The organism is Streptomyces sp. NPDC047880 (assembly GCF_040706515.1).
In the GTDB taxonomy this organism is placed as follows: domain Bacteria; phylum Actinomycetota; class Actinomycetes; order Streptomycetales; family Streptomycetaceae; genus Streptomyces.
Window position 1 is genome coordinate 1 of sequence record NZ_JBEZOK010000014.1, and the last position, 25,140, is coordinate 25,140.

The window sequence follows — 25,140 nt, forward strand, 5'->3', positions numbered from 1 at the left end:
AAGTACCAGCTCAGGCACCGCGACTGGGAGAACGCCGAACGTGAGGGCCGCACCATCGTCCCGCTGCTGACCCGGCTCAACACCATCCGGCGCGAGAACCCGGCCCTCCAGCAGCTGCGCGACCTCCACTTCCACCATGCCGACCAGGAGGCGGTGATCGCCTACTCGAAGCGGAAGGGTTCGAACACGGTTCTGGTGGTCGCCAACCTCGACCCCCACCACACCCAGGAGGCGACGGTCTCGTTGGACATGCCGCAACTCGGCCTGGACTGGCACGAGTCGGTGCCGGTGCGCGACGAGCTCACCGGCGAGACCTACCACTGGGGCAGGGCCAACTATGTGCGCCTCGAACCGGGCCGCAGGCCCGCGCACGTCTTCACGGTCCTGCGACCGTCCACCCCGGAGATCGGAGGGTCACCCACAACATGATCGTCAACGAACCCGTTCCGGACACTTTCGAGGACACCCCCGCCAGGGACCGTGACCCGGAGTGGTTCAAGCGCGCCGTCTTCTACGAGGTGCTCGTCCGCTCCTTCCAGGACAGCGACGGCGACGGCGTCGGTGACCTCAAAGGCCTGACCGCGAAGCTCGACTACCTCCAGTGGCTGGGCGTCGACTGCCTGTGGCTGCCGCCGTTCTTCAAGTCGCCGCTGCGCGACGGCGGCTACGACGTCTCCGACTACACGGCCGTCCTGCCGGAGTTCGGCGACCTGGCCGACTTCGTGGAGTTCGTCGACGCCGCCCACCAGCGGGGCATGCGCGTGATCATCGACTTCGTCATGAACCACACCAGTGACCAGCACCCGTGGTTCCAGGAGTCGCGCAAGGACCCCGACGGACCCTACGGCGACTACTACGTGTGGGCGGACGACGACAAGCAGTTCCAGGACGCGCGGATCATCTTCGTCGACACCGAGGCCTCCAACTGGACCTACGACCCGGTCCGCAAGCAGTACTACTGGCACCGGTTCTTCTCCCACCAGCCGGACCTCAACTACGAGAACCCGGCCGTGCAGGAGGAGATGATCTCCGCCCTGAAGTTCTGGCTGGACCTGGGCATCGACGGGTTCCGGCTGGACGCGGTGCCGTACCTGTACCAGCAGGAGGGCACGAACTGCGAGAACCTCCCGGAGACGCACGACTTCCTGAAGCGGGTGCGCAAGGAGATCGACGCCCAGTACCCGGACACCGTGCTGCTGGCGGAGGCCAACCAGTGGCCCGAGGACGTCGTCGACTACTTCGGCGACTACGCCGGCGGCGGCGACGAGTGCCACATGGCGTTCCACTTCCCGGTCATGCCGCGCATCTTCATGGCCGTGCGGCGCGAGTCCCGCTACCCCGTCTCCGAGATCCTGGCCAAGACACCGGCCATTCCGTCGAACTGCCAGTGGGGCATCTTCCTGCGCAACCACGACGAGCTCACGCTCGAGATGGTCACCGACGAAGAGCGCGACTACATGTGGGCCGAGTACGCCAAGGACCCCCGCATGCGCGCCAACATCGGCATCCGCCGCAGGCTCGCCCCGCTGCTGGACAACGACCGCAACCAGATCGAGCTGTTCACGGCCCTGCTGCTGGCCCTGCCGGGCTCGCCGATCCTGTACTACGGCGACGAGATCGGCATGGGCGACAACATCTGGCTCGGCGACCGCGACGCGGTGCGCACGCCGATGCAGTGGACGCCCGACCGCAACGCGGGTTTCTCCTCGTCCGATCCGGGGCGGCTGTTCCTGCCCACGATCATGGACCCGGTCTACGGCTACCAGGTCACGAACGTCGAGGCGTCCATGGCCTCGCCGTCGTCGCTGCTGCACTGGACCCGCCGCATGATCGAGATCCGCAAGCAGAACCCGGCCTTCGGGCTCGGCTCGTACACCGAGCTGCCGTCGACGAACCCGGCGGTGCTGGCGTTCCTGCGGGAGTACGAGGACGACCTGGTGCTGTGCGTGAACAACTTCTCGCGTTTCGCACAGCCCACCGAGCTGGACCTGAGCGCCTTCGAGGGGCGGCACCCGGTGGAGCTTTTCGGCGGGGTGCGTTTCCCCGCGATCGGCGAGCTGCCGTACCTGCTGACCCTCGGCGGTCACGGCTTCTACTGGTTCCGGCTCCGCAAGGAGACCGTGTGAGGCCTGAAAAGGCCTGTTGAGGCCTGATCCGCGGGACGGGCCGCAAACCCCGGCGGCGGGGCGTTTCCTCCGCCCCGCCCGGGGCACGCATCAGTAACACCCGCCCACCCGCGTGAGCCGGAGGGGCGCCGTCCGGGGCCGGTCACAGGCGCCGGAGGCGCACCACAAATGGGTGAAAGGACGCGACGCCATGTCGGAAGCCGTCACACGCACCGTCACCACCCCGCCCGGCCTTCTTGCCTCCCTGGATCCACTGCTGCGGGAATGGCTGCCGCGGCAGCGCTGGTTCGCGGGCAAGGGACGGCCGGTCACCGGGTTCACGCTGGTCGAGGCCACCGAGCTGCTCCCGGCCACGTCCAAGCTGGGGCTGTACCACCTGCTCGTCCGCGCCCATCAGCCCTCCGTGCCGTCCCACGGGGCGCCCGGTCACCCCGGTGACTGCTACCAGCTGCTGATAGGCGTGCGCGAGGCGCTGCCGCCTCGGCTGGCGCCCGCGCTGATCGGACACGTGCCGACGGGACCGCTGGCCGGCCGGACGGTCTACGACGCCCTGCACGACACCAGGCCCGCCGAGCTGCTCCTGGAGGCGCTGCGCACGCAGGCCCGGGTCGGCAGGCTCCGCTTCGAGCGGGACCCCGGCCAGGACATCCGCACCGGACTCGTCCCGCGCGTGGTGACCGCCGAGCAGTCCAACTCGTCGCTCGTCTACGGAGATACGTTTATCCTCAAGCTGCTCCGCCGGATCGTGCCGGGGGTCAACCCCGATCTGGAGCTGCCGCTCGCGCTGGCCCGCGAGGGCTGCCCGCGGGTGCCCGCGCCGACGGCCTGGATGGTCGCGGACATCGCCCCCACGGCGGACCCGGTCGTCCCGGCGGGCCCGGTGGACCTCGCCGGCCAGCCTTACGTCCTGGGAGTGCTCCAGCCGTTCCTGCAAGGCGCCTCCGACGGCTGGGAGCTGGCGCTGCGCGAGCTGGCCAAGGGCGAGGACTTCGGCGCCGAGGCGCGGGCGCTGGGGCGGGCCACCGCCGAGGTGCACACCGCACTGGCCCGGGCGTTGCCGACCGTCACGCTCGGTCACACACAGCTCCAGCTCATGGTCGACGGCATGATCGAGCGCCTGGACGCGGCCGTCCAGGCGGTGGCCGCGCTGCGGCCGTACGCACGCGGCCTGCGGTCGGCGTTCACCGCGCTGGGCGACCTGGCCGCCGAGGGCCGCACCTGGACCGCGCAGCGGGTGCACGGCGACCTGCATCTCGGCCAGTGCCTGCGCTCGCCGTCCGGCGAGTGGTGGCTGATCGACTTCGAGGGCGAACCGGCCCGGCCGCTGGCCGAACGCCGCATGCCGCAGCCGGCGGTGCGCGACGTCGCCGGCATGCTGCGGTCCTTCGACTACGCGGCACGCTCGGCCGACCCACCCCAGCCGGACTGGGCCGATACCTGCCGGTCCGCGTACTGCTCCGGCTACGCGGAGGCCTCCGGCCGCGATCCGCGCACCGACCCGGTGCTGCTGCGCGCCTACGAGACGGACAAGGCGATCTACGAGGTGGTGTACGAGGCCCGGCACCGCCCCGACTGGCTGCCGGTGCCCCTGGCCGCCATAGACCGGCTCGCCTCGACCGGCCACCTGACCTGACCGACCACCCTCGTCCTGGAGGCTCCGCCCGTGACCCCCCGCCCTGAGTCCAGCGGTTCGCGTCCCAAGGGGACCGCCGGGGAGAAGATCCCCGAGCAGCCCACGGCCGCCCAGCACAAGAGCGCCGCGAAGAAGACGGCGGTGCCGAAACAGGCAGCGGCGAAGAAGGCGGCCCCCGCGAGGACGACCGCCAAGAAGGCGGCCGCCGGCAAGACCACCGTCGCCAAGACCGTGGCCAAGAAGGCGGCGACGAAGAAGGCTCCCGCCAAGAAGACGTCGGTGGAACAGCCCGCTGCCGCCGCCGGGACGACGGCGGCAGCGAAGAAGACCGCCGCGAAGAAGGCGGCGGTGAAGAAGACCGCTGCGAAGCAGACGGCTGCGAAGCAGACCGCGGCCAGGACGGCCGTGAAGAAGACCGCCGCCGAGAAGGCCACGACGGTCGGGTCGACGGCGGCCGGGTCCGCCGCGAAGGAGGCCACCGCCACCGAGGCCGCAGCCACCGAGTCCCCCGTCAGGAAGGCCGCGGCGAAAAAGGCAACGGCGAAGAAGGCCGCAGCAAGGAAGGCGCCCGCCGCCAAGGCCCTCGCGAAGAAGGCCACCGTGTCCGGGGCGCCCGCGGAGAAGGCCCTCCCGAAGAAGAGCGCGGTCAAGAAGGCCCCTGCCGGGAAGAGCCCCGCGGGGACGGCCGCTTCCGCTCAGGTCGTTCCGCCGGAGATGGAGGTCGCCGCCGCACCCGCCGTCGGGTCGGCGGACCGGGAGCGGCTGCTCAACGGCACGCACCACGACCCGCACTCCGTGCTGGGCGCCCACCCCGTGCCCGGCGGCGTCGCCTTCCGGGCGTTCCGGCCGTACGCCCTGTCGGTGAGCGTCGTCGCCGGGGAGCTGCGAGCCGAGCTGCACGACGACGGTGAGGGGTTCTTCTCGGGGCTGCTGCCGCTGACGGAGGTCCCGGAGTACCGGCTGGTCGTGGAGTACGAGGGCACGGTCCTGGAGACCGAGGACGCGTACCGCTTCCTGCCCACGCTGGGCGACCTCGACCTGCACCTCATCGGCGAGGGCCGGCACGAGGAGCTGTGGACGGCGCTGGGCGCGCACCCGATGACCCACCAGGACGTGACCGGCACCCGGTTCGCGGTGTGGGCGCCGAACGCGCGCGGTGTGCGCGTGGCCGGCACCTTCAACTTCTGGGACGGCACCGCGCACGTCATGCGCTCGCTGGGCTCGTCCGGGGTGTGGGAGCTGTTCCTGCCGGACATCGGCGAGGGCGAGCTGTACAAGTTCGAGATCACCCGCCCCGACGGCTCGAAGACGCTGCGCGCCGACCCGCTGGCCCGCCGCACGGAGGTGCCGCCCGCGACCTCGTCGGTCATCACCTCCTCGCAGTACGAGTGGGGCGACGCGCAGTGGCTGGCCCGGCGCGCCGAAGTCCCGGCGCACGAGGCGCCGTTCTCGGTGTACGAGGTGCATCTGCCGTCCTGGCGGCCGGGGCTGACGTACCGGCAGCTCGCCGAGCAACTGCCCGGATACGTGAAGAACCTGGGCTTCACGCACGTCGAGCTGATGCCGGTCGCCGAGCATCCGTTCGGGGGCTCCTGGGGCTACCAGGTGACCGGCTTCTACGCGCCGACGGCCCGGCTGGGCACGCCGGACGACTTCCGGTACCTGGTCGACAAGCTGCACCAGGCGGGCATCGGCGTCCTCATGGACTGGGTGCCGGCGCACTTCCCGCGGGACGCCTGGGCGCTCGCCGAGTTCGACGGGCGTCCGCTGTACGAGCACGAGGACCCGCTCCGGGCCGCGCACCCCGACTGGGGCACGCTGGAGTTCGACTTCGGGCGCAACGAGGTGCGCAACTTCCTCGTGGCGAACGCCGTGTACTGGTGCGAGGAGTTCCACATCGACGGCCTGCGTGTGGACGCCGTCGCCTCGATGCTGTACCTGGACTACTCGCGCGAGCCGGGCCAGTGGACGCCCAACGAGCACGGCGGCCGCGAGAACCTGGACGCGGTGGCGTTCCTCCAGGAGATGAACGCGACGGTGTACCGCAGGGTGCCGGGCGTGGTCACGGTCGCCGAGGAGTCCACCGCCTGGGACGGCGTCACCCGGGCCACCCATCACAAGGGCCCGAGCGGCTTCGGCGGGCTGGGGTTCGGGCTGAAGTGGAACATGGGCTGGATGCACGACTCGTTGCAGTACATGAGCCACGAGCCGGTGCACCGCAAGTACCACCACGGGGAGATGACCTTCTCCATGGTGTACGCCTACAGCGAGAACTACGTGCTGCCGATCTCGCACGACGAGGTCGTGCACGGCAAGCGTTCCCTGGTGTCGAAGATGCCCGGCGACTGGTGGCAGCAGCGCGCCGGCGTCCGGTCCTACCTGGGCTTCATGTGGGCGCATCCGGGCAAACAACTGCTGTTCATGGGGCAGGAGTTCGCCCAGGGAGCCGAGTGGTCCGAGGCGCACGGCCCCGACTGGTGGCTGCTGGACCCGGGCTACGGGGCCGAGCCCGACCACCGCGGGGTGCGCGACCTGGTCCGCGACCTCAACACCGTCTACCGGGCGACCCCGGCGCTGTGGCGCCTGGACACGGACCCGGCCGGTTTCGAGTGGATCGTCGGGGACGCCGCCGACGACAACGTCTTCGCGTTCCTGCGGCTGGACCCGGAGGGCGTGCCGGTGCTCGCGGTGTCCAACTTCGCGCCGGTCACCCGCCAGGAATACCGTCTGGGCGTTCCGGAGGACATCCCCGCCTGGCACGAGGCCGTCAACACCGACGCGGCCCGCTACGGCGGCAGTGACGTCACCAACCCCGACCCGGTCAAGCCCGAGCCGCTGGCCTGGCACGGCCGCCCGGCCAGCATCCGGCTGACCCTGCCGCCCCTGGCGACGGTCTGGCTGCGGCCGGCGTAAGGGGCCGGGAAAGAAGCAGGGCGTGGACGGGAGCGGCTCCCACCGCCGCTCCCGTCAGCGTGTGCGCGAGGTGGTCGGCGAGCGTACGCACCGATCGCGCCCGGGGCCTCGTTCCAGTTCTGGGTCTTCTTCGCCCTGACCGTCGTACCGCTCGGGGCCGGGCTGTGGCACGCGCTGCGGGATCCGGGGTCGCTCCTGCGGTAGGTGGCCCCGTACCCGGCCGGGTACGGGGCCACCCCGCTACTACGCGAAGGCTTCCGCCAGGGGCTGCGGCAGTGCGCCGGTGTGCAGCACGCCCAGCCGCTGGGTGGCCCGGGTCAGGGCCACGTACAGGTCGCTCGTGCCGTACCGGCCGGGCTCGACCACGAGGACGGAGTCGAACTCCAGGCCCTTGGCCTGGCGCGGGTCGAGCAGGACCACCGACCGGGTGAGGTCGGGCTCGGCGCCGGCCGTGACGCCGTCCAGCCGGGCCGCGAGGGAGCGGTGGAGGTCGCGCGGCGCGATGACCGCCAGCCTGCCCTCCGCCGGGGTGAGCTCTCCGACCGCCTTGGCGACGTCGCCGGGAAGGTCGTCGGTGGCGCGTGCCCAGGGGCGTACGCCCGTGGAGCGGACCGAGCTGGGCGGCTCGAACCGCGGGTGCTCGGCGCGGACCACGGCCGCTGCGACGTCCATGATCTCGGCGGGGGTGCGGTAGTTGACGCCCAGGCGGGTGTGCTCCCAGCGGTCCTCGACGTACGGCTCGAGGATGCCGGACCAGGACCCGACCCCGGCCGCCTCCGCGGTCTGCGCCGGGTCGCCGACCAGGGTCATCGAGCGGGTCGGGCTGCGTCGCATCAGCAGCCGCCATGCCATCGGCGACAACTCCTGCGCCTCGTCGACGATGATGTGCCCGAACGCCCAGGTGCGGTCGGCGGCGGCGCGCTCGGCGGCGCTGCGGTGGTCGTCCTCCTCGTGCCGCTCGGCGAACCGCTCGGCGTCGATGATGTCGTGCGCGGACAGCACCTCGGAGCCCTCGGGGTCGTCCTCCTCCTTGTCCTCGAACTCGTAGGTCCGGGACGCGTAGGACACGTCGAGCACGCCCTGGGCGTAGGCGATCTGCCGCTGCCGCTCACGCTCGGCGCGGTCGCGGGCGAGCCGGTCGTCGTCGCCGAGGAGTTCGGCGGCCTCGTCGAGCAGCGGCACGTCCGCGACCGTCCAGCGCCGGGTCACCGGGCGGCGTACGGCGTCGGCGTCCTCGGCCGGCAGGAACTCCTCCGGCGCGGCGAGGAAGTCCGCGACGAGCCGCTGCGGGGTCAGCAGCGGCCACAGCTGGTCGACGGCCGCCCGGACTTCGGGGTTCTCGGCGAGGTCGTCGCGGATCTGGGTGATGTCGCTGGGGTCGAGCAGGCTGGACCCGTCGAAGGGGTCGGTGCCGATCCGCTCGGCGTACAGGTCGGTGAGGGCGTTGAGGATGTGCCCCTCGAAGTGCTCGCGGGAGGCGTTGTGCGGCAGCCTGGCGGCGCGGGTGCGTTCGCGGGCCACGTTGACCAGGCCGTCGTCGAGCATGAGGACCTCGCGGTCGTGCTCGATGGCGATCACCGGGTCGGGCAGCGCCTGCCGGCTGCGGACGACCTCGGCGAGGACGTCGGCCATGCCGGCGCGGCCCTTCACGGCGGCAGCCTCGGGTGTGTCGGTCGAGGTCGCCTTCACTCCGGGGAACAGCTCGCCCACGGTCGCGAGCAGCACTCCGGTCTCGCCGAGGGAGGGGAGCACCTCGCCGATGTAGCCGAGGAACGCCGGGTTGGGCCCGACGATCAGTACGGCCCGCTTGGCGAGCAGCTCCCGGTGCTCGTAGAGCAGGTAGGCGGCGCGGTGCAGGGCGACGGCCGTCTTGCCGGTCCCCGGACCGCCCTCCACCACCATGACGCCGCGGTGCGGGGCGCGGATGATGCGGTCCTGGTCGGCCTGGATGGTCTGCACGATGTCGCCCATGCGCCCGGTGCGCGCGGAGTTGAGGGCGGCGAGCAGCACGGCGTCGCCCGTCGGGTCCTCGTGACCGGTGCGGGTCTCGTCGCCGAGGTCGAGGATCTCGTCGTGCAGGTGGGTGACCGTGCGGCCGTCGGTGGCGATGTGCCGGCGGCGCCTGAGGCCCATCGGGGTGTGGCCGGTGGCCAGGTAGAAGGGGCGGGCGACGTCGGCGCGCCAGTCGATGAGGACCGGGGTGCGTTCGGCGTCGTCGGTGCGCAGGCCGATACGGCCGATGTGGTGGGTGACGCCCGAGGTGAGGTCGATCCGGCCGAAGCACAGGGAGCCGTCCACCGCGTTCAGCGCGGCGAGCAGCCCGGAGCGCTCGGCGACGAGGATGTCCCGCTCGAGTCTGGCCTGCATGGGGGTGTTGCCCTGCGCGAGCGCGTCCGTGACGGAGGTCTCGGCGTCGCCGCGCAGCGCGTCCACGCGCGCGTACAACCCGTCGATGAATTCCTGTTCCTGTCGCAATTCATCGTCCGGAAACTCGGTGTTTGACAATTCCGCTCCCGCCCGGATATACTGTGCTCACTGAACTTCACTGTGACTTCAATCGACTTGAAGTCACGAACAGACAAATATACGCAAGGAAATCCCCCGAGCGCAATTGCTCGGGGGATTTCCCGTATCCGGGGTCGTGCGCAGGGCCGTCGTCCAGGCCTGCGGTCACAGCACGTCGGAGATTTCCTCCAGCAGCCGCCGCTTGGCCCGTGCGCCGACCATCGCCTTCACGGGCTCACCGCCCCGGAACACCATGAAGGTCGGCATGGACAGCACCTTGTAGGCGTTGGTCGTCGCCGGGTTGGCGTCGACGTCCAGCTGCACGACCTTCAGCCGATCGCCCTCCTCGGTGGCGAGGGCCTTGAGCACCGGGCCCATCTGCCGGCAGGGCGGGCACCAGTCGGCGGTGAACTCCACCAGCACCGGCAGCTCCGCCCCGATCACCTCCGTTTCGAAGTCCGCGTCCGTCACATCCGTCACGCCGGTCGCCATGTGTCCCCTCCCAGCTCGCACACGGGTTCCGGACCGCCCGGAACCTCCGCCTCGGCGGCCAGCTCGGCCCGGGCCAGCTCGGCGCGCTCCAACTGCCGTGCGACGGTGTCCCGTACGCCGGTCAGCTGGCCGATCAGCGCGTCGAGTTCGTCCAGCTTGCGCCGGTAGACCGCGAGCGAGGCCGGGCACGAGTCGCCTTCGGGGTGCCCGGCGCGCAGGCACTCCACGAAGGGCCGTGTCTCCTCCAGGTCGAACCCGAAGTCCTGGAGCGTCCTGATCTGCCGGAGCAGGCGCAGATCGTTCTCGTCGTAGGTCCGGTAACCGTTGCCGGTGCGCCGCGCGGGCAGCAGCCCCCGCGACTCGTAGTACCGCAGCGTCCGCGTCGTGGTCCCGGCCCGTGCGGCCAGCTCGCCGATTCGCATGCGGTCGAACGTAATCCTTGACCCCGGCGTCAAGGCAACAGCGGTTTCCGCTCCACCGGGGAGGTCAGCACGATCGACGTGGTGGTACGGCCCAGCGCGGAGACGGCCTCCAGGACCTCCTCCAGGTGGACGGTGTCGCGCACCGCGACCTTGAGGATCCAGCAGTCCTCCCCGACCACGTGGTGCACCTCGGTGATCTCGGGGCGCTCGATCAGCTCCAGGGTCCTGGGGTGCTTCAGGTTGTAGCCGCCGTGCGGGTTGACGCGGATGAACGCCTGGATGCCGTAGCCGAGCCGGGCGGGCACGACGTGGGCGCCGTAGCCGCTGATCACGCCCGCCGCCTCCAGTCGGCGCACCCGCTCGGTGACGGCCGCGGGGCTGAGCCTGACCCGGCGGCCCAGCTCGCTGAGCTTGATCCGGCCGTCGGTCTGGAGCAGCTGGAGGATCTGCCGGTCCAGCGTGTCGAAGGCCGCCGACGTTTCGTCGGCGGCGGTGCGCAGATGCCGTGGTTCTTTCGGCGCGGCAGCCTGAACTCCCATGGTTCCCCCTTCAGGGCGTGAATGTACGCCGGGAGAATTATGGCCATGGAAAAAGCCCTGGACGTCCTGGTCATCGGCGGCAACCGTTACGTCGGAAAGCGCCTGATCGCACGGCTGCTCACCGAAGGCCACCGTGTCACCGTGCTGAACCGGGGGTCCTCGCCGCCGCCCGCCGGGGTGGAGCACCTGCGCGCCGACCGGGACGACGAGCGGTCGCTGACCGGCGCCCTCGGCTCGCGCGTCTTCGACGTCGTCGTCGACCAGGTCTGCTACACCCCGCGCCAGGCCGCGCTCGCCCGTCGGGTCTTCACCGGCCGCGCCCGGCGCTATGTGATGACGTCGACGGTCGAGGTGTACGAGTACGAGGACTCCCCCGCGCTCGTACGCGAGGATACCGTCGACCCGTCCGCCGTCTCCGTCGACCTGGAACTGCCCTGGGACGATCCCGCGTTCGTAGCGGCCCACTACGGGGAGGGCAAGCGGCAGGCCGAGGCGGTCCTCGCGGCCGGCGGCGCGGCGCTGCCGTACACGGCGGTGCGGGTGGCCCATGTGCTGGGCGGGGACGACGACTTCACCGGCCGGCTGGCGCACTACGCCGAGCGGATACGCACCGGCGAGCCGATCGCCGTGCCGGCGGCGAACCGGCCGGCCACCTACGCCTACGTCGAGGAGGTCGCCCGCTTCCTGGCCTGGGCGGCGGGCGAGGACTTCACCGGGCCGGTGAACGCCGCATCCTCCGGGGTGCTGAGCACGGAGGAGCTGTGCGCGGCGGTGGCCGTCCATGTCCCCGGCGGCCGGGCCGAGTTCCGGTCCGTGGAGGTCGGCGAGGTCTCGCCGTTCTCGTTCCGCCGTTCCTACGGCATGGACAACTCCCGGGCCGACCGGCTCGGTTTCCGCTTCGGGGAGGCCCGGCAGTGGCTGCCGCGTGCCGTCGCCGAGACGCTCGGGAAGGGCGACTGACATGCGGTACAGGACACTCGGCGGGCTGCGGGTGAGCGCGGTGGGGCTCGGGGCGATGCCGCTGTCCATCGAGGGAAGACCGGACGAGGAGCGTGCCCTGGCCACCGTGCACGCCGCGCTCGACGCCGGTGTGACCCTCCTGGACACGGCCGACTCGTACCACCTGCCGGGGGCGGAACCCGGCCACAACGAACGGCTGGTGGCCCGGGCGCTGGCCTCCTACGGCGGTGACACCTCCGGCGTCCTGGTGGCGACGAAGGGCGGACGGGGCCGGCCGGCGGACGGCGACTGGACGGTGAACGGCTCCCCCCGGCACCTCAAGGCCGCAGCCGAGGCGTCGCGCGAGCGGCTGGGCGTGGAGGCGATCGGCCTCTACCAGCTGCACAAGCCCGACCCCGCGGTGCCCTTCGAGGAGTCCGTCGGAGCGCTGCGCGAGCTGCTCGACACGGGCACGATCCGGCTGGCCGGTGTGTCCAACGCGGACGCGGACCAGATCCGCCGGGCCCGGGAGATCCTCGGCGACCGGCTGGTGTCGGTCCAGAACCGGTACTCCCCCGCGGTCCTCGACAGCGAGCCGGAGCTGCGGCTCTGTGCGGAACTGGGGCTGGCGTTCCTGCCGTGGAGTCCGCTGGGCGGGCTGTCCCGCAGTTCCCTGGACGGGCCCTCACGTACGGAGGGCGAGCAGCGCTTCGCCGCCTTCCACGCGGTGGCGGCGGAGCGCGGTGTCAGTCCCCAGCAGGTCGGCCTGGCCTGGCTGCTGGGCCGGTCCCCGGTGGTCGTCCCGATCCCGGGGGCGAGCCGGCCGCGGACCATCAGGGACTCGGCGGCCGCGGCGGACCTGCTCCTCACCCCGGAGGAACGCGCCCGGCTGGACGAGGCGGCCGGGCCGGTCCGGCCCCGCGCATGAGGTGACGCCGATCGGCCCGGCCCCGCACACGAAGGTGACGCCGACCGCACCCGGGCGGCGGCGCCACTCGCGCGATCCGTCCTGGGGACTGTTGCCAAGGTGGCGCCTGCCGCGCGACCCCTCTTGCGCGACAGTCCCTAGCGGACCCCGGAGGACTCCAGCTCCTGGCTCTCCTCGACGGGTTCCTCGACGGGCTCCTGCGTCGTCTGCTGCCTGCCGGGCAGCAGCAGCGCCACCACCAGCGTGCCGACGCCCAGGATCACGGCCCCGATCAGGCTGGTGTGCGCGACCGCGTCGGAGAACGCGGACCCGACCGCGTCGGCCATCTGCCGGGCGCCGCCGCCGAGTTGTTCGGCCTGCGCCCGGAGCCGCTCCGCCTGCCGGGGGTCGCCGGTGTGCGCGGCCTGCTCGGCGAGCTGCCGTGCCTTGTCGCCGATGCCCTGGGCGACGGCGTACCCGGCGCCGACGGAGTCCTGGGCCGTGGACAGGGAGGAGGCGGGGAGCTTGCTGCCGGCCGTCGCGTCCGAGAGGTGGCCGGAGTACGACGTCGCGAGCAGCGAGCCCAGGATGGCGATGCCGAGCGAGCCCCCGAGCTCCAGCGACGTGTCGTTCACCGCGCCGCCGACGCCCAGCTTCGACTCCGGGAACGCCCCCATGATGGCGTCCGTGCAGGGCGACAGGGCGAGCCCGATCGAGAGGCCGAGGACGACGAGGGGCGCGACGAAGTCGCCGTACGAGGAGGTGGCGTCGACCCGGGTGAGCAGCGCCAGGGCCGCCGTGCCGCCGACCATGCCCGCCGTGACGGTCCACTTCATGCCGACCCGGGGCGTGAGGAGGGCGGTGAGGGCGGCGCCCACGAACACGGCACCCGCCAGCGGCAGCATGCGCAGTCCCGTGTCCAGGGCGTCGTAGCCGAGGACGAACTGCAGGTGCTGGGTCAGGTAGTAGAAGGCGCCGAAGACGGCCAGGAAGAACAGGGCGACGGCGAGGTTGGAGCCGGCGAAGCCGCGGTGGGTGAAGCGGCGGACGTCGAGCAGCGGGCGCGGGTGGCGCAGCTCCCACAGGACGAAGGCGACGAGTCCGGCTCCGGTGACGACCGCGGCGGTGACGGCCGTGGCGCCCCAGCCGAAGTGCGGTCCCTCGATGATCATGTAGACCAGCGCGGCGATCCACACCACCGACAGCAGTCCGCCGCCGTAGTCGACGCGCCCCCGGTCCGCGGCCTTGGACGGCGGTACGAGGACGAAGGCGCCGAGGAGGGCCAGGACCGCGACGGGGACGTTGATGAGGAACGTCGACGACCAGCCGTGATCCTCCAGCAGCGCCCCGGCGACCAGCGGTCCGGCCGCGATGGCGAGCCCGGCCGTTGCCGTCCACAGGGTGATGGCCTTGGCCCGTTCGGCGCGCGGGAAGGTCGCGGCGAGCAGGGACAAGGTGGCGGGCATGATCATCGCGGCGCCGGCGCCCATCACGGCCCGGGCGGCGATGACGGTCGCGGCGCTGTCGGCGAGGTAGCCGAAGACGGAGCCGCCCGCGAAGACGACCAGTCCGAGGACGAGGGCGCCCCGGCGGCTGTACTTGTCGCCGATCGCGCCGAGCAGCAGCATCAGCGCGGCGTACGGGACGGTGTAGCCGTCGATCACCCACTGCAGGTCGGCGCTGGTCAGACCGAGGTCCTCGGTCATGGCGGGCGCGGCGACGGTGAGGGCCGTGTTGGCCATCACGATGATCAGCAGGCTGAGGCAGAGCACCAGGAGCGCCCACCAGCGGCGTGCGTAGGGGCGGTCCATCCTCTCGGCCGGTTGGTTGATGACGAGTCGCATGGCAGGGGTCGCCTTCCCGACTGGGTTTGCACATGGGTGTGCATTTACACAACGCTGTGCAATCTACGTCGTTGCATAGCACTGTGCAACTCGACTCGGGAAGGGGCACAATGACGTCCATGACCACGGGAACCAGCCGCGCCGACGCCAACCGCCGGCGCATCCTCGACGTCGCCCTCGCCGAGCTGCTGCGCGACCCCGACGCGTCGATGGACCAGATCGCACGGGCCGCGGGCGTCGTACGGCGGACGGTGTACGGGCACTTCCCGAGCCGCGAGGCACTGATCAGCACGCTCGTCGACGAAGCCGTCGAGGCGCTGGCGGCCGCGCACGCGGCGGGCCGCGAGGACGTGCGGGAACCGGCGGAGGCGGTGGCGCGCTCGGTGCTGGCGGTGTGGGAGATCGCCGACCGCTACCGGCTGCTGGTGGCGCTCGCCCAGCGCACGGTCACCATGCAGGGCATCCGCGAGCGGCTCGCGCCGGTCAGGGAGAAGAGCATCGGTTTGCTGCAGCGCGGGCTGGACGACGGAGTCTTCCGCTCACCGCTGCCGGCCCCGGCTCTGGCGTACGTGCACGAACAGATGCTGTTCGCGGTGATGGAGGCGGTGAACGACGGCCTGCTGACAGCGCGGGAGGCGGGCCGCTGCGCCGCGGTCACCGTACTGACCGCGGCGGGCGTGCCCGCCTCGAAGGCCACCGAACTGGTGGCGAAGCTGAACCGTTGATTCGTCTGTGCGCTGTGGACCGGGCGGCTGAGCGACGGGGGGACACCCAGCCGCCCGGATTCTGTGGGGGCGGCGCGGCCGTCAGGCCTTCGCCAGCTCCTTCTCGCCGCCCTGCTCGGGCACCTCGACCTCGGCGCGGTCCTCCGCCGGGCCGTCGTGGCCGTCGTCCAGCAGCGTCTTCTCGTCGAAGGGCAGCTGACCGGCGAGGACCTGGTTCACCCGGTCCTTGTCGATCTCCTTCGTCCAGGTGCCGATCAGCACGGTGGCCACGGCGTTGCCGGCGAAGTTGGTCAGGGCGCGGGCCTCGCTCATGAAGCGGTCGATGCCGACGATGAGGCCGATGCCGTCCACCAGGGCCGGCTTGTGCGACTGCAGACCACCGGCCAGGGTCGCGAGACCGGCGCCGGTGACGCCGGCGGCACCCTTGGAGGCGACCAGCAGGAAGAGCAGCAGCGGGATCTGCTCGCCGATCGACATCGGCGTGCCCATGGCGTCGGCGATGAACAGCGAGGCCATGGTCATGTAGATCATGGTGCCGTCGAGGTTGAAGGAGTAGCCGGTCGGGACGGTGATGCCGACCACCGGCTTGCTGACGCCCAGGTGCTCCATCTTCGCGATGAGCCGCGGCAGCGCGGACTCGGACGAGGACGTGGAAAGGATCAGCAGGAACTCCCGGCCCAGGTACTTGAACAGCGTGAAGATGTTCAGGCCGGAGATGACGCGCAGCAGGGTGCCGAGCACGATGAAGACGAACAGGAAGCAGGTCACGTAGAAGCCGAGCATCAGCACGGCGAGGCTCTTGAGCGCCTCCAGACCGGCCGAGCCGGTGACGGCGGCGATGGCACCGAAGGCACCGACCGGGGCGGCCCACATGACCATCGCGAGGATGCGGAAGACGAGCCGCTGGATGTGCTCGATGCCGCGCAGGATCGGCTGGCCGGCCGATCCCATGCCCTGCAGCGCGAAGCCCGCGAGCAGGGCGATCAGCAGCGTCTGCAGCACCGACTCGTTGGTGAAGGCGGAGACGATGGTCGTCGGGATGATGCCGAGCAGGAACTCCGTGGTGTCCTTCGCCTCGGAATCGATCTGCGCGTGACCGGCGTCCTTGATCGCGTCGGTCACCGCGAGGCCGGTGCCCGGCTCCAGGATGTTGCCGACGATCAGACCGATGCCCAGCGCGACCAGCGACATGACCATGAAGTAGCCCAGGGCGATGCCGCCCACGGCGCCGACCTTCGCGGCCTTCCGCACCGAGCCGATGCCCAGCACGATCGTGCAGAAGATGATCGGCGAGATCATCATCTTGATCAGGGCCACGAATCCCGTGCCGATGGGCTTCAGCTCTTGCGCGAACTCCGGTGCGGCCAGGCCCACCGCGATACCGGCGGCAACCGCGATGATCACCGCGATGTAGAGGTAGTGCGTGCGGTCCCGCTTGGGTTTGCGTGCGGCAGGTGCCGTATCGGCTGCGCTGGTCACGGCGGCCCTCCTTGACGACGTCGTCGGCATCACCGGCGTGCGGCTCACGTCCGGAAAAGACTCCGGGAGGCCCGGGAAACTCGGAGCGGGGCTCCCGGAGATGCGTTATGGGGAATGCCGTGACTATGTCCTGCTCTGTGAGCGCGGTCACCCTTCCGTTCATTTAGTTCACAATCAGCCACGGTGCAGACTGACGGCATGCGCTTCACCGTCCCCGGCCCCCGCAGTCTGGCGGGCCAGCTCTTCGCCATGCAGGCCGTGCTGATAGCGGTCGTCGTGGCCGGATACGCGCTGTTCTCCTACGTCAGCGACCGCAGCCAGGCCGAGGAGGCGGCGACGCGCCAGGCCAGGGCGGTGGCACGCTCGGTGGCCGATTCCCCGTCGGTGCTGGCGGCGACCCGCACCCCCGACCCGACCGCCGAGCTCCAGCCGTACGCGCTGAAGGTGATGCGGGACACCGAGGTCGACTTCATCACGATCATGGATCCGCGGGGCATCCGCTGGACCCACCCCGACCCGAAGCAGATCGGCCAGACCTTCCGGGGGCACACCGAGCGGGCCCTGAAGGGCGAGACCTTCACCGAGACGTACACGGGCACGCTCGGCCCGTCGGTCCGCGCGGTCACCCCGATCCGGGACGGCAGCAGGGTGGTCGGCCTGGTCAGCGCGGGGATCCGGGTCGAGCAGATCACCCAGCGGGTCCAGGACCAGCTGACGGCCCTGCTCGGCGTGGCGGCCGGCGCGCTGGTGCTGGGCGCGGTCGGCACGTACGTCATCAACGCCCGGCTGCGCCGCCACACCCACGGCATGAACGCGACCGAGCTCAGCCGGATGCACGACTACCATCAGGCGGCCCTGCACGCCGTGCGGGAGGGGCTGCTGATGCTGGACGGGCAGTACCGTGTGGCGCTGATCAACGACGGAGGCCGGGAGTTGCTCGGCGTGGCCGGGGACGTGGTGGGCAGGTCGGTGGCCGAACTGGGGCTTCCGGCCCCGCTGACCGGTGCCCTGCTCGCCTCGGAGCCGCGCGTGGACGAGGTGCACCTGACGGCGTCCCGGGTGCTGGTCGTCAACACCTCGCCGGTGTCGGGCGGCGAGCGGCGCGGTACCGTCGTCACCTTGCGCGATGTCACCGAACTCCAGTCGCTGATGGGCGAGTTGGACTCCGAGCGGGGCTTCACACAGGCGCTGCGCTCACAGGCGCACGAGGCGGCGAACCGGCTGCACACCGTGGTCTCACTGATCGAGCTGGGCCGGGCGGAGGAAGCGGTGGAGTTCGCGACGGCCGAGCTGGAGCTGGCGCAGGCACTGACCGACCAGGTCGTGGCGGCGGTGAGCGAACCGGTGCTGGCGGCACTGCTGCTCGGCAAGACGGCCCAGGCGAACGAGCGGGGCGTGGAGCTGATGGTGTCGGAGGAGAGCAGCCTGGACGACGGCCTGCTGCCCGAGACCCTGCCGGCGCGGGACCTGGTGACCATCCTCGGCAACCTCATCGACAACGCCGTGGACGCGGCGCAGGGCAGCACCCGGGCCCGGGTGACGGTCGCGGCCTACACCCGCGACCGCGATGACGTCCCGGAACTGGTGCTGCGGGTCTCGGACACCGGCCCGGGCGTGGACCCCGAGCACGCCGAGGCGGTCTTCCAGCGCGGCTTCTCGACGAAGCCGGCGGGGCCGGGCGGCCGTGGGCTCGGGCTGGCGCTCGTCCGGCAGGCGGCTCAGCGGCACGGAGGCTCCCTGACGGTCGCGGAGGCCGACGGGGGCGGGGCGGAGTTCGAGGTACGGCTGCCGCTGCGGGAGCCGGGGACGGCGGCCGGGAGCGTGCCCTCAGGGGCCTCGGCGGCCAGAGGCGCTGGAGGCGACGCATGACGAGCAGCGAGAAGGCCATCCGGGTCCTGGTCGTGGAGGACGACCCGGTCGCCGCCGACGCGCACGTCCTGTACGTCGGCCGGGTGCCCGGCTTCGCGGCCGTGGGCAAGGCACACTCGGGCGCGGAGGCCCGCCGGATCCTGGAGCGCACCCCGGTGGACCTCCTCCTGCTCGATCTGCACCTGCCGGACGTGCACGGACTGCACCTGGCCCGGTCCCTCAGGGCGGCCGGCCACCACGCGGACGTGATAGCGGTGACGTCGGCCCGCGACCTGGCCGTCGTGCGCGAGGGCGTCTCGCTCGGCGTCGTGCAGTACGTCCTGAAGCCGTTCACCTTCGCGACCCTGCGCGACCGCCTCGTGCGCTACGCCGAGTTCCACGCGGCGGTCGGTGAGGCGAGCGGCCAGGACGAGGTGGACCGGGCGCTCGCGGCCCTGCGCGCACCGGGCCCGGCCGCACTGCCCAAGGGGCTGAGCGCGCCGACGCTGGAGCGGGTGACGGTGACGCTGCGCGACAGCGCGGAGGGCCTGACGGCCGCCGGCGTCGCGGAGACGGTGGGCATCTCCCGCATCACGGCCCGCCGTTACCTGGAGCACCTGGTCGACGCGGGCCGCGCCGCACGCCGCCCGCAGTACGGCACGGTGGGCCGGCCGGAGCTGCAGTACCGCTGGGTCCCGGGACAGTGACGGCCCGTCGGCCGGGACGTCGTGATCCACTGCCCTGAGACGGCTCAGCCGGCCGGCTCCTCCGGGAGGACGCCCGCCCGGAACGGCTCGACGCCCTCCAGCCTCCGCACCCGCGTCGGCTCGATCAGCAGCATCACCCGGCGCTCGCCCGGCAGCAGCCACGGGTACCGGTCCTCGCCGAGGTACTTGCGTGCCAGCCGGTCCATCGCCCGTTCCGCGTCCTCGCCCTCCACGAAGCGGACGACCCTGCCCCGGATCTCCGCGCGGTCGTACGGGTTCACGGGGTCGTGGTGGGACAGCGAAACGTACGGATTGCGCCGCAGATTCTCCTCCTTCACCCGCCCGATGGAGGTGTTGACCATGACGTACTCCCCTTCGATGTCCGCCCACATGGGCGACACCTGTGGCGCCCCGTCCGCCCCCACCGTCGCGAGGTGCCAGAAGTTCGGCGCGCGAAGACGCTCGCGAATATGCCCGTTGAGCTTGCCGTTCACGTGAGTCACTGCCTTTCCGGGCCCGTGATCACCGAACCCGGCGCCATCCTCGCCCGGCCGGCGCCCCGGCCGACAGACGATCTTCAGCCCCGGTCGAACCCACCGGTAGCCGTAGATTCCTACAATCCGTGCTCCTGGCCGAACAGACCGTAGTCAGCGTGTTCCGGCCGTCCTAACTTGTGAGCCGTGCGCCGACCTTCAGCCCGACCGAACCTGCCGTCTCCTCCTCCCTCCGCGCAGGCCACCCCCATGGCCCCGCCGTTCAACGCCCCCGCCGCCCGCCGGCTGCGCGCGGCCCTCGGCATGGCACCCGAACACGTCGCCCACGGCATGCGCATCTCGTACGGGCATCCCCACATCACCCCGGACCACGTGATGGCCTGGGAACGCGGGGCCGCCGCCCCGACCGGCTCCGAACTCACCGCGCTCGCGGGCGTGCTGTGGTGCTCGCCGGCCGAACTGATCGGCAGACCGCGCACCCTGCGCGAACACCGCATCGCCCGCTGCCTCGCCCCGGAGGACGTGGCCCGGGCGGTCGGGCACGACGTTCACGCGTACCTGCGGATGGAGGAGACCGACACCTGGCGCGGCACGGAACGCCAGGCCGGCGCCCTCGCCGATCTGCTCGGGCTGACACTGCCCGACTTCGTGTCCGTCACCGGCCGTGACGCCAAGCTGGGCGCCCTGCTGCGCAGTGCGGCCACGACCCGCTGGCAGGCCCATGTCCGCCAGGTGGCCAAGCTCGTGCCCCTGGACCGCCGGTTCCTGGAGGCGGCCCTTCAGGGTCTGCACGAGGACTACCAGGGCCACATGGCCGCAACCCTCAGCTGGGGCGGCGGCAGGGGTGACGCGGGCGGCGCCGGCCAGGAGTTCCTGGACCGGATCGTGGAGCACTTCTGGACGAAGCTCCAGGACGACACCGGCCCGGAGGCCCGTTAGAAGACCGACTCGGCCTCGTCCATGCGGTCCTTCGGCACCGTCTTCAGCTCGGTCACGGCCTCGGCGAGCGGGACCATCACGATGTCGGTCCCGCGCAGGGCGGTCATCATGCCGAACTGCTCCTGGTGCGCCGCCTCCACCGCGTGCCAGCCGAACCGCGTGGCGAGCACCCGGTCGTAGGCGGTCGGCACACCACCGCGCTGGACGTGGCCGAGGATGACCGGCTTGGCCTCCTTGCCGAGCCGACGCTCCAGCTCGTGGGCGAGGGCGGTGCCGATGCCCTGGAAGCGCTCGTGGCCGAACTTGTCTATGGCGCCCTTGTTGTAGTCCATGGAGCCCTCGGCGGGATGGGCGCCCTCGGCGACGCAGACCACCGCGAACTTCTTGCCGCGGGAGAAGCGCTCCTCGACCATCTTCACGAGGTCGGCCGGGTCGAACGGCCGCTCCGGCAGACAGATGCCGTGCGCACCGGCCGCCATGCCGGACTCCAGGGCGATCCAGCCCGCGTGCCGGCCCATGACCTCCACGACCATCACCCGCTGGTGGGACTCGGCGGTGGTCTTCAGCCGGTCCATCGCCTCGGTGGCGACGCCCACCGCGGTGTCGAAACCGAAGGTGCGGTCCGTGGAGGAGATGTCGTTGTCGATCGTCTTCGGGACGCCCACGACGGGCAGGCCCGCGTCGCTCAGCATGCGCGCGGCCGTCAGCGTGCCCTCGCCGCCGATCGGGATCAGCGCGTCGATGCCGAACTCGTGGATCATGTCGGAGGCGTTCTCGCAGGCCTCGCGGAGGCGGTCCCGCTCCAGCCGGGACGACCCGAGGATCGTGCCGCCGCGGGCCAGGATGCCGCTGACGGACTCCAGGTCGAGACTGCGGTAGCGGCCGTCCAGCAGACCGGCGTACCCGTCCTCGAAGCCGATGACCTCGTCGCCGTAGTTGTCGACCGCCCGGTGCACGACCGACCGGATCACGGCGTTCAGGCCGGGGCAGTCGCCGCCTGCGGTGAGAACTCCGATACGCATCGTGCTGTGTCTCCTGCTCGCTGTTGACACCGGTGAGCCACTGCCGATTGTTTCACGCTCCACGACCCGCTGTGGCACCCCGGCCTGACGGGCGCCTTATCTAGCGGCAGAGGTATTGTCAAGAGGGTTCTGCTCACCTCGGTGGGCGATTTTTGTGTCCCCGGCTGGATAGCAGTGGGGCGAGAGGCCTACCCCCATCCGAGACGAACGGAGAGCGCGCGTGACCCGCAGCGTGTACGTGACCGGCATCGACCGCGGCGACGGACGCCAGGTCGTCGAACTGGGGGTCATGGAGCTCCTCACCCGGCAGGTCGACCGGGTCGGTGTGTTCCGCCCTCTGGTCCACGACGGGCCCGACCGCCTCTTCGAGCTGCTGCGCGCCCGCTACCGGCTCACCCAGGCCCCCTCGACCGTCTACGGCATGGACTACCACGAGGCGTCCGCCCTCCAGGCCGAGGCCGGCACGGACGAGCTGGTGTCCACCCTCGTCGACCGCTTCCACCTGGTCGCCCGGGACTACGACGTCGTGCTGGTCCTCGGCACCGACTACGCCGGAACCCAGCTCCCCGACGAGCTGTCGCTCAACGCCCGGCTGGCGAACGAGTTCGGCGCGTCCGTCATCCCCGTCGTCGGCGGCCGCAAGCAGACCGTCGAGTCCGTGCTCGCCGAGACGCGCAACGCCTACCGCGCCTACGACACCCTGGGCTGCGACGTGCTGGCCATGGTCGCCAACCGGGTGGCCCGCGAGGACCGTGACGAGATCGCCGGCCAGCTCGGCTCCCGGCTTCCCGTGCCCTGTTACGTCCTGCCCGACGAGCCCGCGCTGTCCGCGCCGACCGTCTCGCAGATCGGCCACACCCTCGGCGCCAAGGTGGTGCTCGGCGACGACTCCGGGCTCGCGCGGGACGTGCTCGGCTTCGTCTTCGGCGGTGCGATGCTGCCGAACTTCCTGGGTGCCCTGACCCCGGGCTGCCTGGTCGTCACCCCGGGCGACCGGGCCGACCTGGTCGTCGGCGCGCTCGCCGCGCACAGCGCCGGCACCCCGCCGATAGCGGGCGTGCTGCTCACCCTGGACGAGGTGCCCGGCACCGACATCCTCACCCTCGCCGACCGCCTCGCCCCCGGCACGCCCGTGCTGTCGGTGGCCGGCACCAGCTTCCCCACCGCGGAGCAGCTGTTCTCCCTGGAGGGCAAGCTGAACGCGGCCACCCCGCGCAAGGCGGAGCGCGCCCTCGGCCTGTTCGAGCGGTACGCCGACACCGCCGACCTCGCCCGCCGGGTCTCCGCGCCGAGCAGCGACCGCGTCACGCCGATGATGTTCGAGCACAAGCTGCTGGAGCAGGCCCGCTCCGACCTGCGCCGGGTGGTGCTGCCCGAGGGCACCGAGGAACGGGTGCTGCACGCCGCCGAGGTGCTCCTGCGCCGCGGCGTGTGCGAGCTCACGCTGCTCGGCCCAGTCGACCAGATCCGCAAGAAGGCCGCCGACCTCGGCATCGACCTCGGCGAATCCCAGCTGATCGACCCGGCGGCCTCCGAGCTGCGGGACACCTTCGCCGAGCAGTACGCGGCCCTGCGCGCCCACCGGGGCGTCACCGTGGAGCTGGCCTACGACGTCGTCTCCGACGTGAACTACTTCGGCACGCTCATGGTCCAGGAGGGCCTCGCCGACGGCATGGTGTCGGGCTCGGTGCACTCCACGGCCGCGACCATCCGCCCGGCCTTCGAGATCATCAAGACCAAGCCGGACGCGGACATCGTCTCGTCGGTGTTCTTCATGTGCCTGGCCGACAAGGTCCTCGTCTACGGCGACTGCGCGGTCAACCCGGACCCGAACGCCGAGCAGCTCGCCGACATCGCCATCCAGTCGGCGACCACGGCCGAGCAGTTCGGGGTGGAGCCGCGCATCGCGATGCTGTCGTACTCCACCGGCACCTCCGGCTCCGGCGCCGACGTCGACAAGGTCCGCGAGGCCACCGAGCTGGTCCGCTCCCGCCGCCCCGACCTGAAGATCGAGGGCCCGATCCAGTACGACGCCGCCGTGGAGCCGTCGGTCGCGGCGACCAAGCTGCCCGGTTCCGAGGTCGCCGGGCAGGCGAGCGTGCTGATCTTCCCCGACCTGAACACCGGCAACAACACCTACAAGGCCGTGCAGCGCTCGGCCGGCGCGATCGCCGTCGGCCCGGTGCTGCAGGGTCTGCGCAAGCCGGTCAACGACCTGTCCCGGGGCGCCCTCGTCCAGGACATCGTCAACACCGTCGCCATCACGGCGATCCAGGCCCAGTCCCCCGCCCCGTCCCCGAGCGAGAAGGCAACCACCCAGTGAGCCCCACCCGCGTCCTCGTCCTCAACTCCGGTTCCTCCTCCGTGAAGTACCAGCTGCTCGACATGCGCGACAGCAGCCGGCTGGCGGTGGGCCTGGTGGAGCGCATCGGCGAGCAGACCTCCCGTCTGAAGCACACCCCGGCCGGCGGCGAGAGCCGGGAGCGCGGCGGTGCGATCGCCGACCACGACGCCGCCCTGAAGGCCGTCGCCGAGGAGCTCGCCAAGGACGGCCTGGGCCTGGACTCGCCCGAACTGGCCGCGATCGGGCACCGGGTGGTGCACGGCGGCAAGTACTTCACGGAGCCGACCGCCATCGACGACGCCGTGCTCGCCGAGATCGAGCGGCTCATCCCCGTGGCGCCGCTGCACAACCCGGCCAACCTCACCGGGATCCGTACGGCACAGGCGCTGCGGCCCGACCTGCCGCAGGTCGCCGTCTTCGACACCGCGTTCCACACGACGATGCCGGAGTCGGCCGCCCGCTACGCCATCGACGTCAGGACCGCCGACGAGCACCGCATCCGCCGCTACGGCTTCCACGGCACCTCGCACGCCTACGTCTCCCGGGCCACCGCCGAGCTGCTGGGCAAGGACCCGTCCGAGACGAACGTGATCGTGCTGCACCTGGGCAACGGGGCGTCCGCCTCGGCCGTGCGGGGCGGCCGTTGCGTGGACACCTCCATGGGGCTGACACCTTTGGAGGGGCTCGTGATGGGTACGCGCTCCGGAGACATGGACCCGGCCGTCATCTTCCATTTGATGCGTGTTGGTGGAATGTCCGCCGACGAGATCGACACTCTTCTCAACAAGAAGAGCGGTCTGATCGGTCTGTGCGGCGACAACGACATGCGGGAGATCCGCCGTCGCGTCGACGAGGGCGACGAGCAGGCGGAGCTGGCGTTCGACATCTACATTCACCGCCTGAAGAAGTACATCGGTGCCTATTACGCCGTCCTCGGGCGGGTGGACGCGGTCGCCTTCACCGCCGGTGTGGGCGAGAACGCGGCCCCCGTGCGGGCGGCCGCCCTGGCGGGTCTGGAGGAGCTGGGCCTGGCCGTGGACGGCGAGCGCAACGCCGTGCGCGCCGACGAGGCCCGGCTGATCTCGCCCGACGGCGCCCGGGTCGCGGTGGCGGTGGTACCTACTGACGAGGAATTGGAGATCGCGACACAGACCTACGCGCTGGTAATTGGTTCGGGGAATCACACCTGAGCGGCATCCCGCCCTTTTGTATTTTCCGCCAGACGGAATATTCCCTTGCGAAACAAACCGATAGGATCGCCC

Annotated in this window: 20 protein-coding genes; 12 read left to right on the forward strand and 8 right to left on the reverse strand. The window is 71.4% G+C overall.

Translation table 11 applies throughout. From position 1 onward, the window contains the following. The 4 genes from AB0937_RS21260 to glgB all read left to right on the forward strand — a co-directional run. The coding region (locus AB0937_RS21260; RefSeq protein WP_366713690.1) for a DUF3459 domain-containing protein at window positions 1–429 on the forward strand (429 nt) is incomplete at its 5' end. After that, complete coding sequence (gene treS / locus AB0937_RS21265; protein WP_366713692.1) at window positions 426–2,126, forward strand: maltose alpha-D-glucosyltransferase; 1,701 nt, start codon at window positions 426–428, stop codon at window positions 2,124–2,126. The genes AB0937_RS21260 and treS, both read left to right, overlap by 4 nt. 190 nt (window positions 2,127–2,316) lie before the next feature. After that, window positions 2,317–3,759 (forward strand): maltokinase, encoded by a 1,443-nt coding sequence (locus AB0937_RS21270; RefSeq protein WP_366713694.1) that lies wholly within the window; start codon window positions 2,317–2,319, stop codon window positions 3,757–3,759. Between the two features lie 30 nt (window positions 3,760–3,789). Then, window positions 3,790–6,672: a 1,4-alpha-glucan branching enzyme gene (gene glgB, locus AB0937_RS21275; protein ID WP_366713696.1), complete on the forward strand. Its 2,883-nt coding sequence runs from the start codon at window positions 3,790–3,792 to the stop codon at window positions 6,670–6,672. A gap of 243 nt (window positions 6,673–6,915) precedes the next feature. Here glgB and AB0937_RS21280 read toward each other — a convergent pair whose 3' ends face one another. The 4 genes from AB0937_RS21280 to AB0937_RS21295 all read right to left on the reverse strand — a co-directional run bounded on the left by AB0937_RS21280 (window position 6,916) and on the right by AB0937_RS21295 (window position 10,630). Then, window positions 6,916–9,147, reverse strand: a complete 2,232-nt coding sequence (locus AB0937_RS21280) for an ATP-dependent DNA helicase (RefSeq protein WP_366713698.1) — start codon at window positions 9,145–9,147, stop codon at window positions 6,916–6,918. A 195-nt stretch (window positions 9,148–9,342) separates the two neighbouring features. Further along, complete coding sequence (locus AB0937_RS21285; protein WP_366713700.1) at window positions 9,343–9,669, reverse strand: thioredoxin domain-containing protein; 327 nt, start codon at window positions 9,667–9,669, stop codon at window positions 9,343–9,345. Beyond that, the gene (locus AB0937_RS21290; RefSeq protein WP_366713702.1) at window positions 9,654–10,091 is read right to left on the reverse strand and encodes a MerR family transcriptional regulator; all 438 of its coding nucleotides are present in this window, start codon (window positions 10,089–10,091) and stop codon (window positions 9,654–9,656) included. Before AB0937_RS21290 ends, AB0937_RS21285 begins: the two co-directional genes overlap by 16 nt. A gap of 29 nt (window positions 10,092–10,120) precedes the next feature. Beyond that, complete coding sequence (locus AB0937_RS21295; RefSeq protein ID WP_366713704.1) at window positions 10,121–10,630, reverse strand: Lrp/AsnC family transcriptional regulator; 510 nt, start codon at window positions 10,628–10,630, stop codon at window positions 10,121–10,123. Window positions 10,631–10,675: 45 nt separating this feature from the next. Here AB0937_RS21295 and AB0937_RS21300 point away from each other — a divergent pair, with 45 nt between their 5' ends. Together AB0937_RS21300 and AB0937_RS21305 are read left to right on the forward strand one after the other, a co-directional pair. Then, the gene (locus AB0937_RS21300; RefSeq protein ID WP_366713706.1) at window positions 10,676–11,590 is read left to right on the forward strand and encodes an NAD-dependent epimerase/dehydratase family protein; all 915 of its coding nucleotides are present in this window, start codon (window positions 10,676–10,678) and stop codon (window positions 11,588–11,590) included. A 1-nt stretch (window position 11,591) separates the two neighbouring features. Continuing rightward, window positions 11,592–12,497 (forward strand): aldo/keto reductase, encoded by a 906-nt coding sequence (locus tag AB0937_RS21305; protein WP_366713708.1) that lies wholly within the window; start codon window positions 11,592–11,594, stop codon window positions 12,495–12,497. Between the two features lie 137 nt (window positions 12,498–12,634). On the opposite strand, the gene AB0937_RS21310 is transcribed toward AB0937_RS21305, so the two are convergent. Continuing rightward, on the reverse strand, window positions 12,635–14,320 hold the full coding sequence (locus AB0937_RS21310) for an MFS transporter (protein WP_366713710.1): 1,686 nt from the start codon (window positions 14,318–14,320) through the stop codon (window positions 12,635–12,637). A 110-nt stretch (window positions 14,321–14,430) separates the two neighbouring features. Here AB0937_RS21310 and AB0937_RS21315 point away from each other — a divergent pair, with 110 nt between their 5' ends. Beyond that, window positions 14,431–15,045 (forward strand): TetR/AcrR family transcriptional regulator, encoded by a 615-nt coding sequence (locus AB0937_RS21315; RefSeq protein ID WP_366713712.1) that lies wholly within the window; start codon window positions 14,431–14,433, stop codon window positions 15,043–15,045. An 81-nt stretch (window positions 15,046–15,126) separates the two neighbouring features. Here the strand turns inward: AB0937_RS21315 and AB0937_RS21320 are convergent, their stop codons facing one another. Beyond that, window positions 15,127–16,524: a cation:dicarboxylase symporter family transporter gene (locus AB0937_RS21320; protein WP_366713714.1), complete on the reverse strand. Its 1,398-nt coding sequence runs from the start codon at window positions 16,522–16,524 to the stop codon at window positions 15,127–15,129. A gap of 198 nt (window positions 16,525–16,722) precedes the next feature. On the opposite strand from AB0937_RS21320, the gene AB0937_RS21325 reads away from it, so the two are divergent. Together AB0937_RS21325 and AB0937_RS21330 are read left to right on the forward strand one after the other, a co-directional pair. Next, window positions 16,723–18,393: a sensor histidine kinase gene (locus AB0937_RS21325; protein ID WP_366713715.1), complete on the forward strand. Its 1,671-nt coding sequence runs from the start codon at window positions 16,723–16,725 to the stop codon at window positions 18,391–18,393. Then, a complete protein-coding gene (locus AB0937_RS21330; RefSeq protein ID WP_366713716.1) occupies window positions 18,390–19,079 on the forward strand; it encodes a response regulator in 690 nt (229 codons plus the stop codon). Before AB0937_RS21325 ends, AB0937_RS21330 begins: the two co-directional genes overlap by 4 nt. Before the next feature lie 44 nt (window positions 19,080–19,123). On the opposite strand, the gene AB0937_RS21335 is transcribed toward AB0937_RS21330, so the two are convergent. Beyond that, complete coding sequence (locus tag AB0937_RS21335) at window positions 19,124–19,582, reverse strand: PPOX class F420-dependent oxidoreductase (RefSeq protein WP_366713717.1); 459 nt, start codon at window positions 19,580–19,582, stop codon at window positions 19,124–19,126. Window positions 19,583–19,822: 240 nt separating this feature from the next. On the opposite strand from AB0937_RS21335, the gene AB0937_RS21340 reads away from it, so the two are divergent. Then, window positions 19,823–20,512 carry an XRE family transcriptional regulator gene (locus AB0937_RS21340; protein ID WP_366713919.1) on the forward strand — a complete coding sequence of 230 codons (690 nt, stop codon included), beginning with the start codon at window positions 19,823–19,825 and terminating at the stop codon, window positions 20,510–20,512. Here the strand turns inward: AB0937_RS21340 and AB0937_RS21345 are convergent. Continuing rightward, window positions 20,509–21,534 carry an ATP-dependent 6-phosphofructokinase gene (locus AB0937_RS21345; protein WP_366713719.1) on the reverse strand — a complete coding sequence of 342 codons (1,026 nt, stop codon included), beginning with the start codon at window positions 21,532–21,534 and terminating at the stop codon, window positions 20,509–20,511. The genes AB0937_RS21340 and AB0937_RS21345 overlap by 4 nt on opposite strands. A gap of 220 nt (window positions 21,535–21,754) precedes the next feature. Here AB0937_RS21345 and pta point away from each other — a divergent pair, with 220 nt between their 5' ends. Together pta and AB0937_RS21355 are read left to right on the forward strand one after the other, a co-directional pair. Beyond that, window positions 21,755–23,857, forward strand: a complete 2,103-nt coding sequence (gene pta, locus AB0937_RS21350; RefSeq protein WP_366713720.1) for a phosphate acetyltransferase — start codon at window positions 21,755–21,757, stop codon at window positions 23,855–23,857. Then, entirely contained in the window at window positions 23,854–25,068 is a 1,215-nt protein-coding gene (locus AB0937_RS21355) for an acetate kinase (protein WP_366713721.1), read from the forward strand. Before pta ends, AB0937_RS21355 begins: the two co-directional genes overlap by 4 nt. Window positions 25,069–25,140: the final 72 nt, after the last annotated feature.

Excerpts from the sequence above, each read along its gene's own strand:
- AB0937_RS21330 (WP_366713716.1), top strand. The coding sequence starts at position 18,390 with ATGACGAGCAGCGAGAAGGCCATCCGGGTCCTGGTCGTGGAGGACGAC.
- AB0937_RS21295 (WP_366713704.1), bottom strand. The coding sequence starts at position 10,630 with ATGGGAGTTCAGGCTGCCGCGCCGAAAGAACCACGGCATCTGCGCACC.
- AB0937_RS21310 (WP_366713710.1), bottom strand. The coding sequence starts at position 14,320 with ATGCGACTCGTCATCAACCAACCGGCCGAGAGGATGGACCGCCCCTAC.
- AB0937_RS21285 (WP_366713700.1), bottom strand. The coding sequence starts at position 9,669 with ATGGCGACCGGCGTGACGGATGTGACGGACGCGGACTTCGAAACGGAG.
- AB0937_RS21340 (WP_366713919.1), top strand. The coding sequence starts at position 19,823 with ATGGCCCCGCCGTTCAACGCCCCCGCCGCCCGCCGGCTGCGCGCGGCC.
- AB0937_RS21300 (WP_366713706.1), top strand. The coding sequence starts at position 10,676 with ATGGAAAAAGCCCTGGACGTCCTGGTCATCGGCGGCAACCGTTACGTC.
- AB0937_RS21325 (WP_366713715.1), top strand. The coding sequence starts at position 16,723 with ATGCGCTTCACCGTCCCCGGCCCCCGCAGTCTGGCGGGCCAGCTCTTC.
- AB0937_RS21345 (WP_366713719.1), bottom strand. The coding sequence starts at position 21,534 with ATGCGTATCGGAGTTCTCACCGCAGGCGGCGACTGCCCCGGCCTGAAC.
- AB0937_RS21305 (WP_366713708.1), top strand. The coding sequence starts at position 11,592 with ATGCGGTACAGGACACTCGGCGGGCTGCGGGTGAGCGCGGTGGGGCTC.
- AB0937_RS21290 (WP_366713702.1), bottom strand. The coding sequence starts at position 10,091 with ATGCGAATCGGCGAGCTGGCCGCACGGGCCGGGACCACGACGCGGACG.
- treS (WP_366713692.1), top strand. The coding sequence starts at position 426 with ATGATCGTCAACGAACCCGTTCCGGACACTTTCGAGGACACCCCCGCC.
- AB0937_RS21270 (WP_366713694.1), top strand. The coding sequence starts at position 2,317 with ATGTCGGAAGCCGTCACACGCACCGTCACCACCCCGCCCGGCCTTCTT.
- AB0937_RS21315 (WP_366713712.1), top strand. The coding sequence starts at position 14,431 with ATGACGTCCATGACCACGGGAACCAGCCGCGCCGACGCCAACCGCCGG.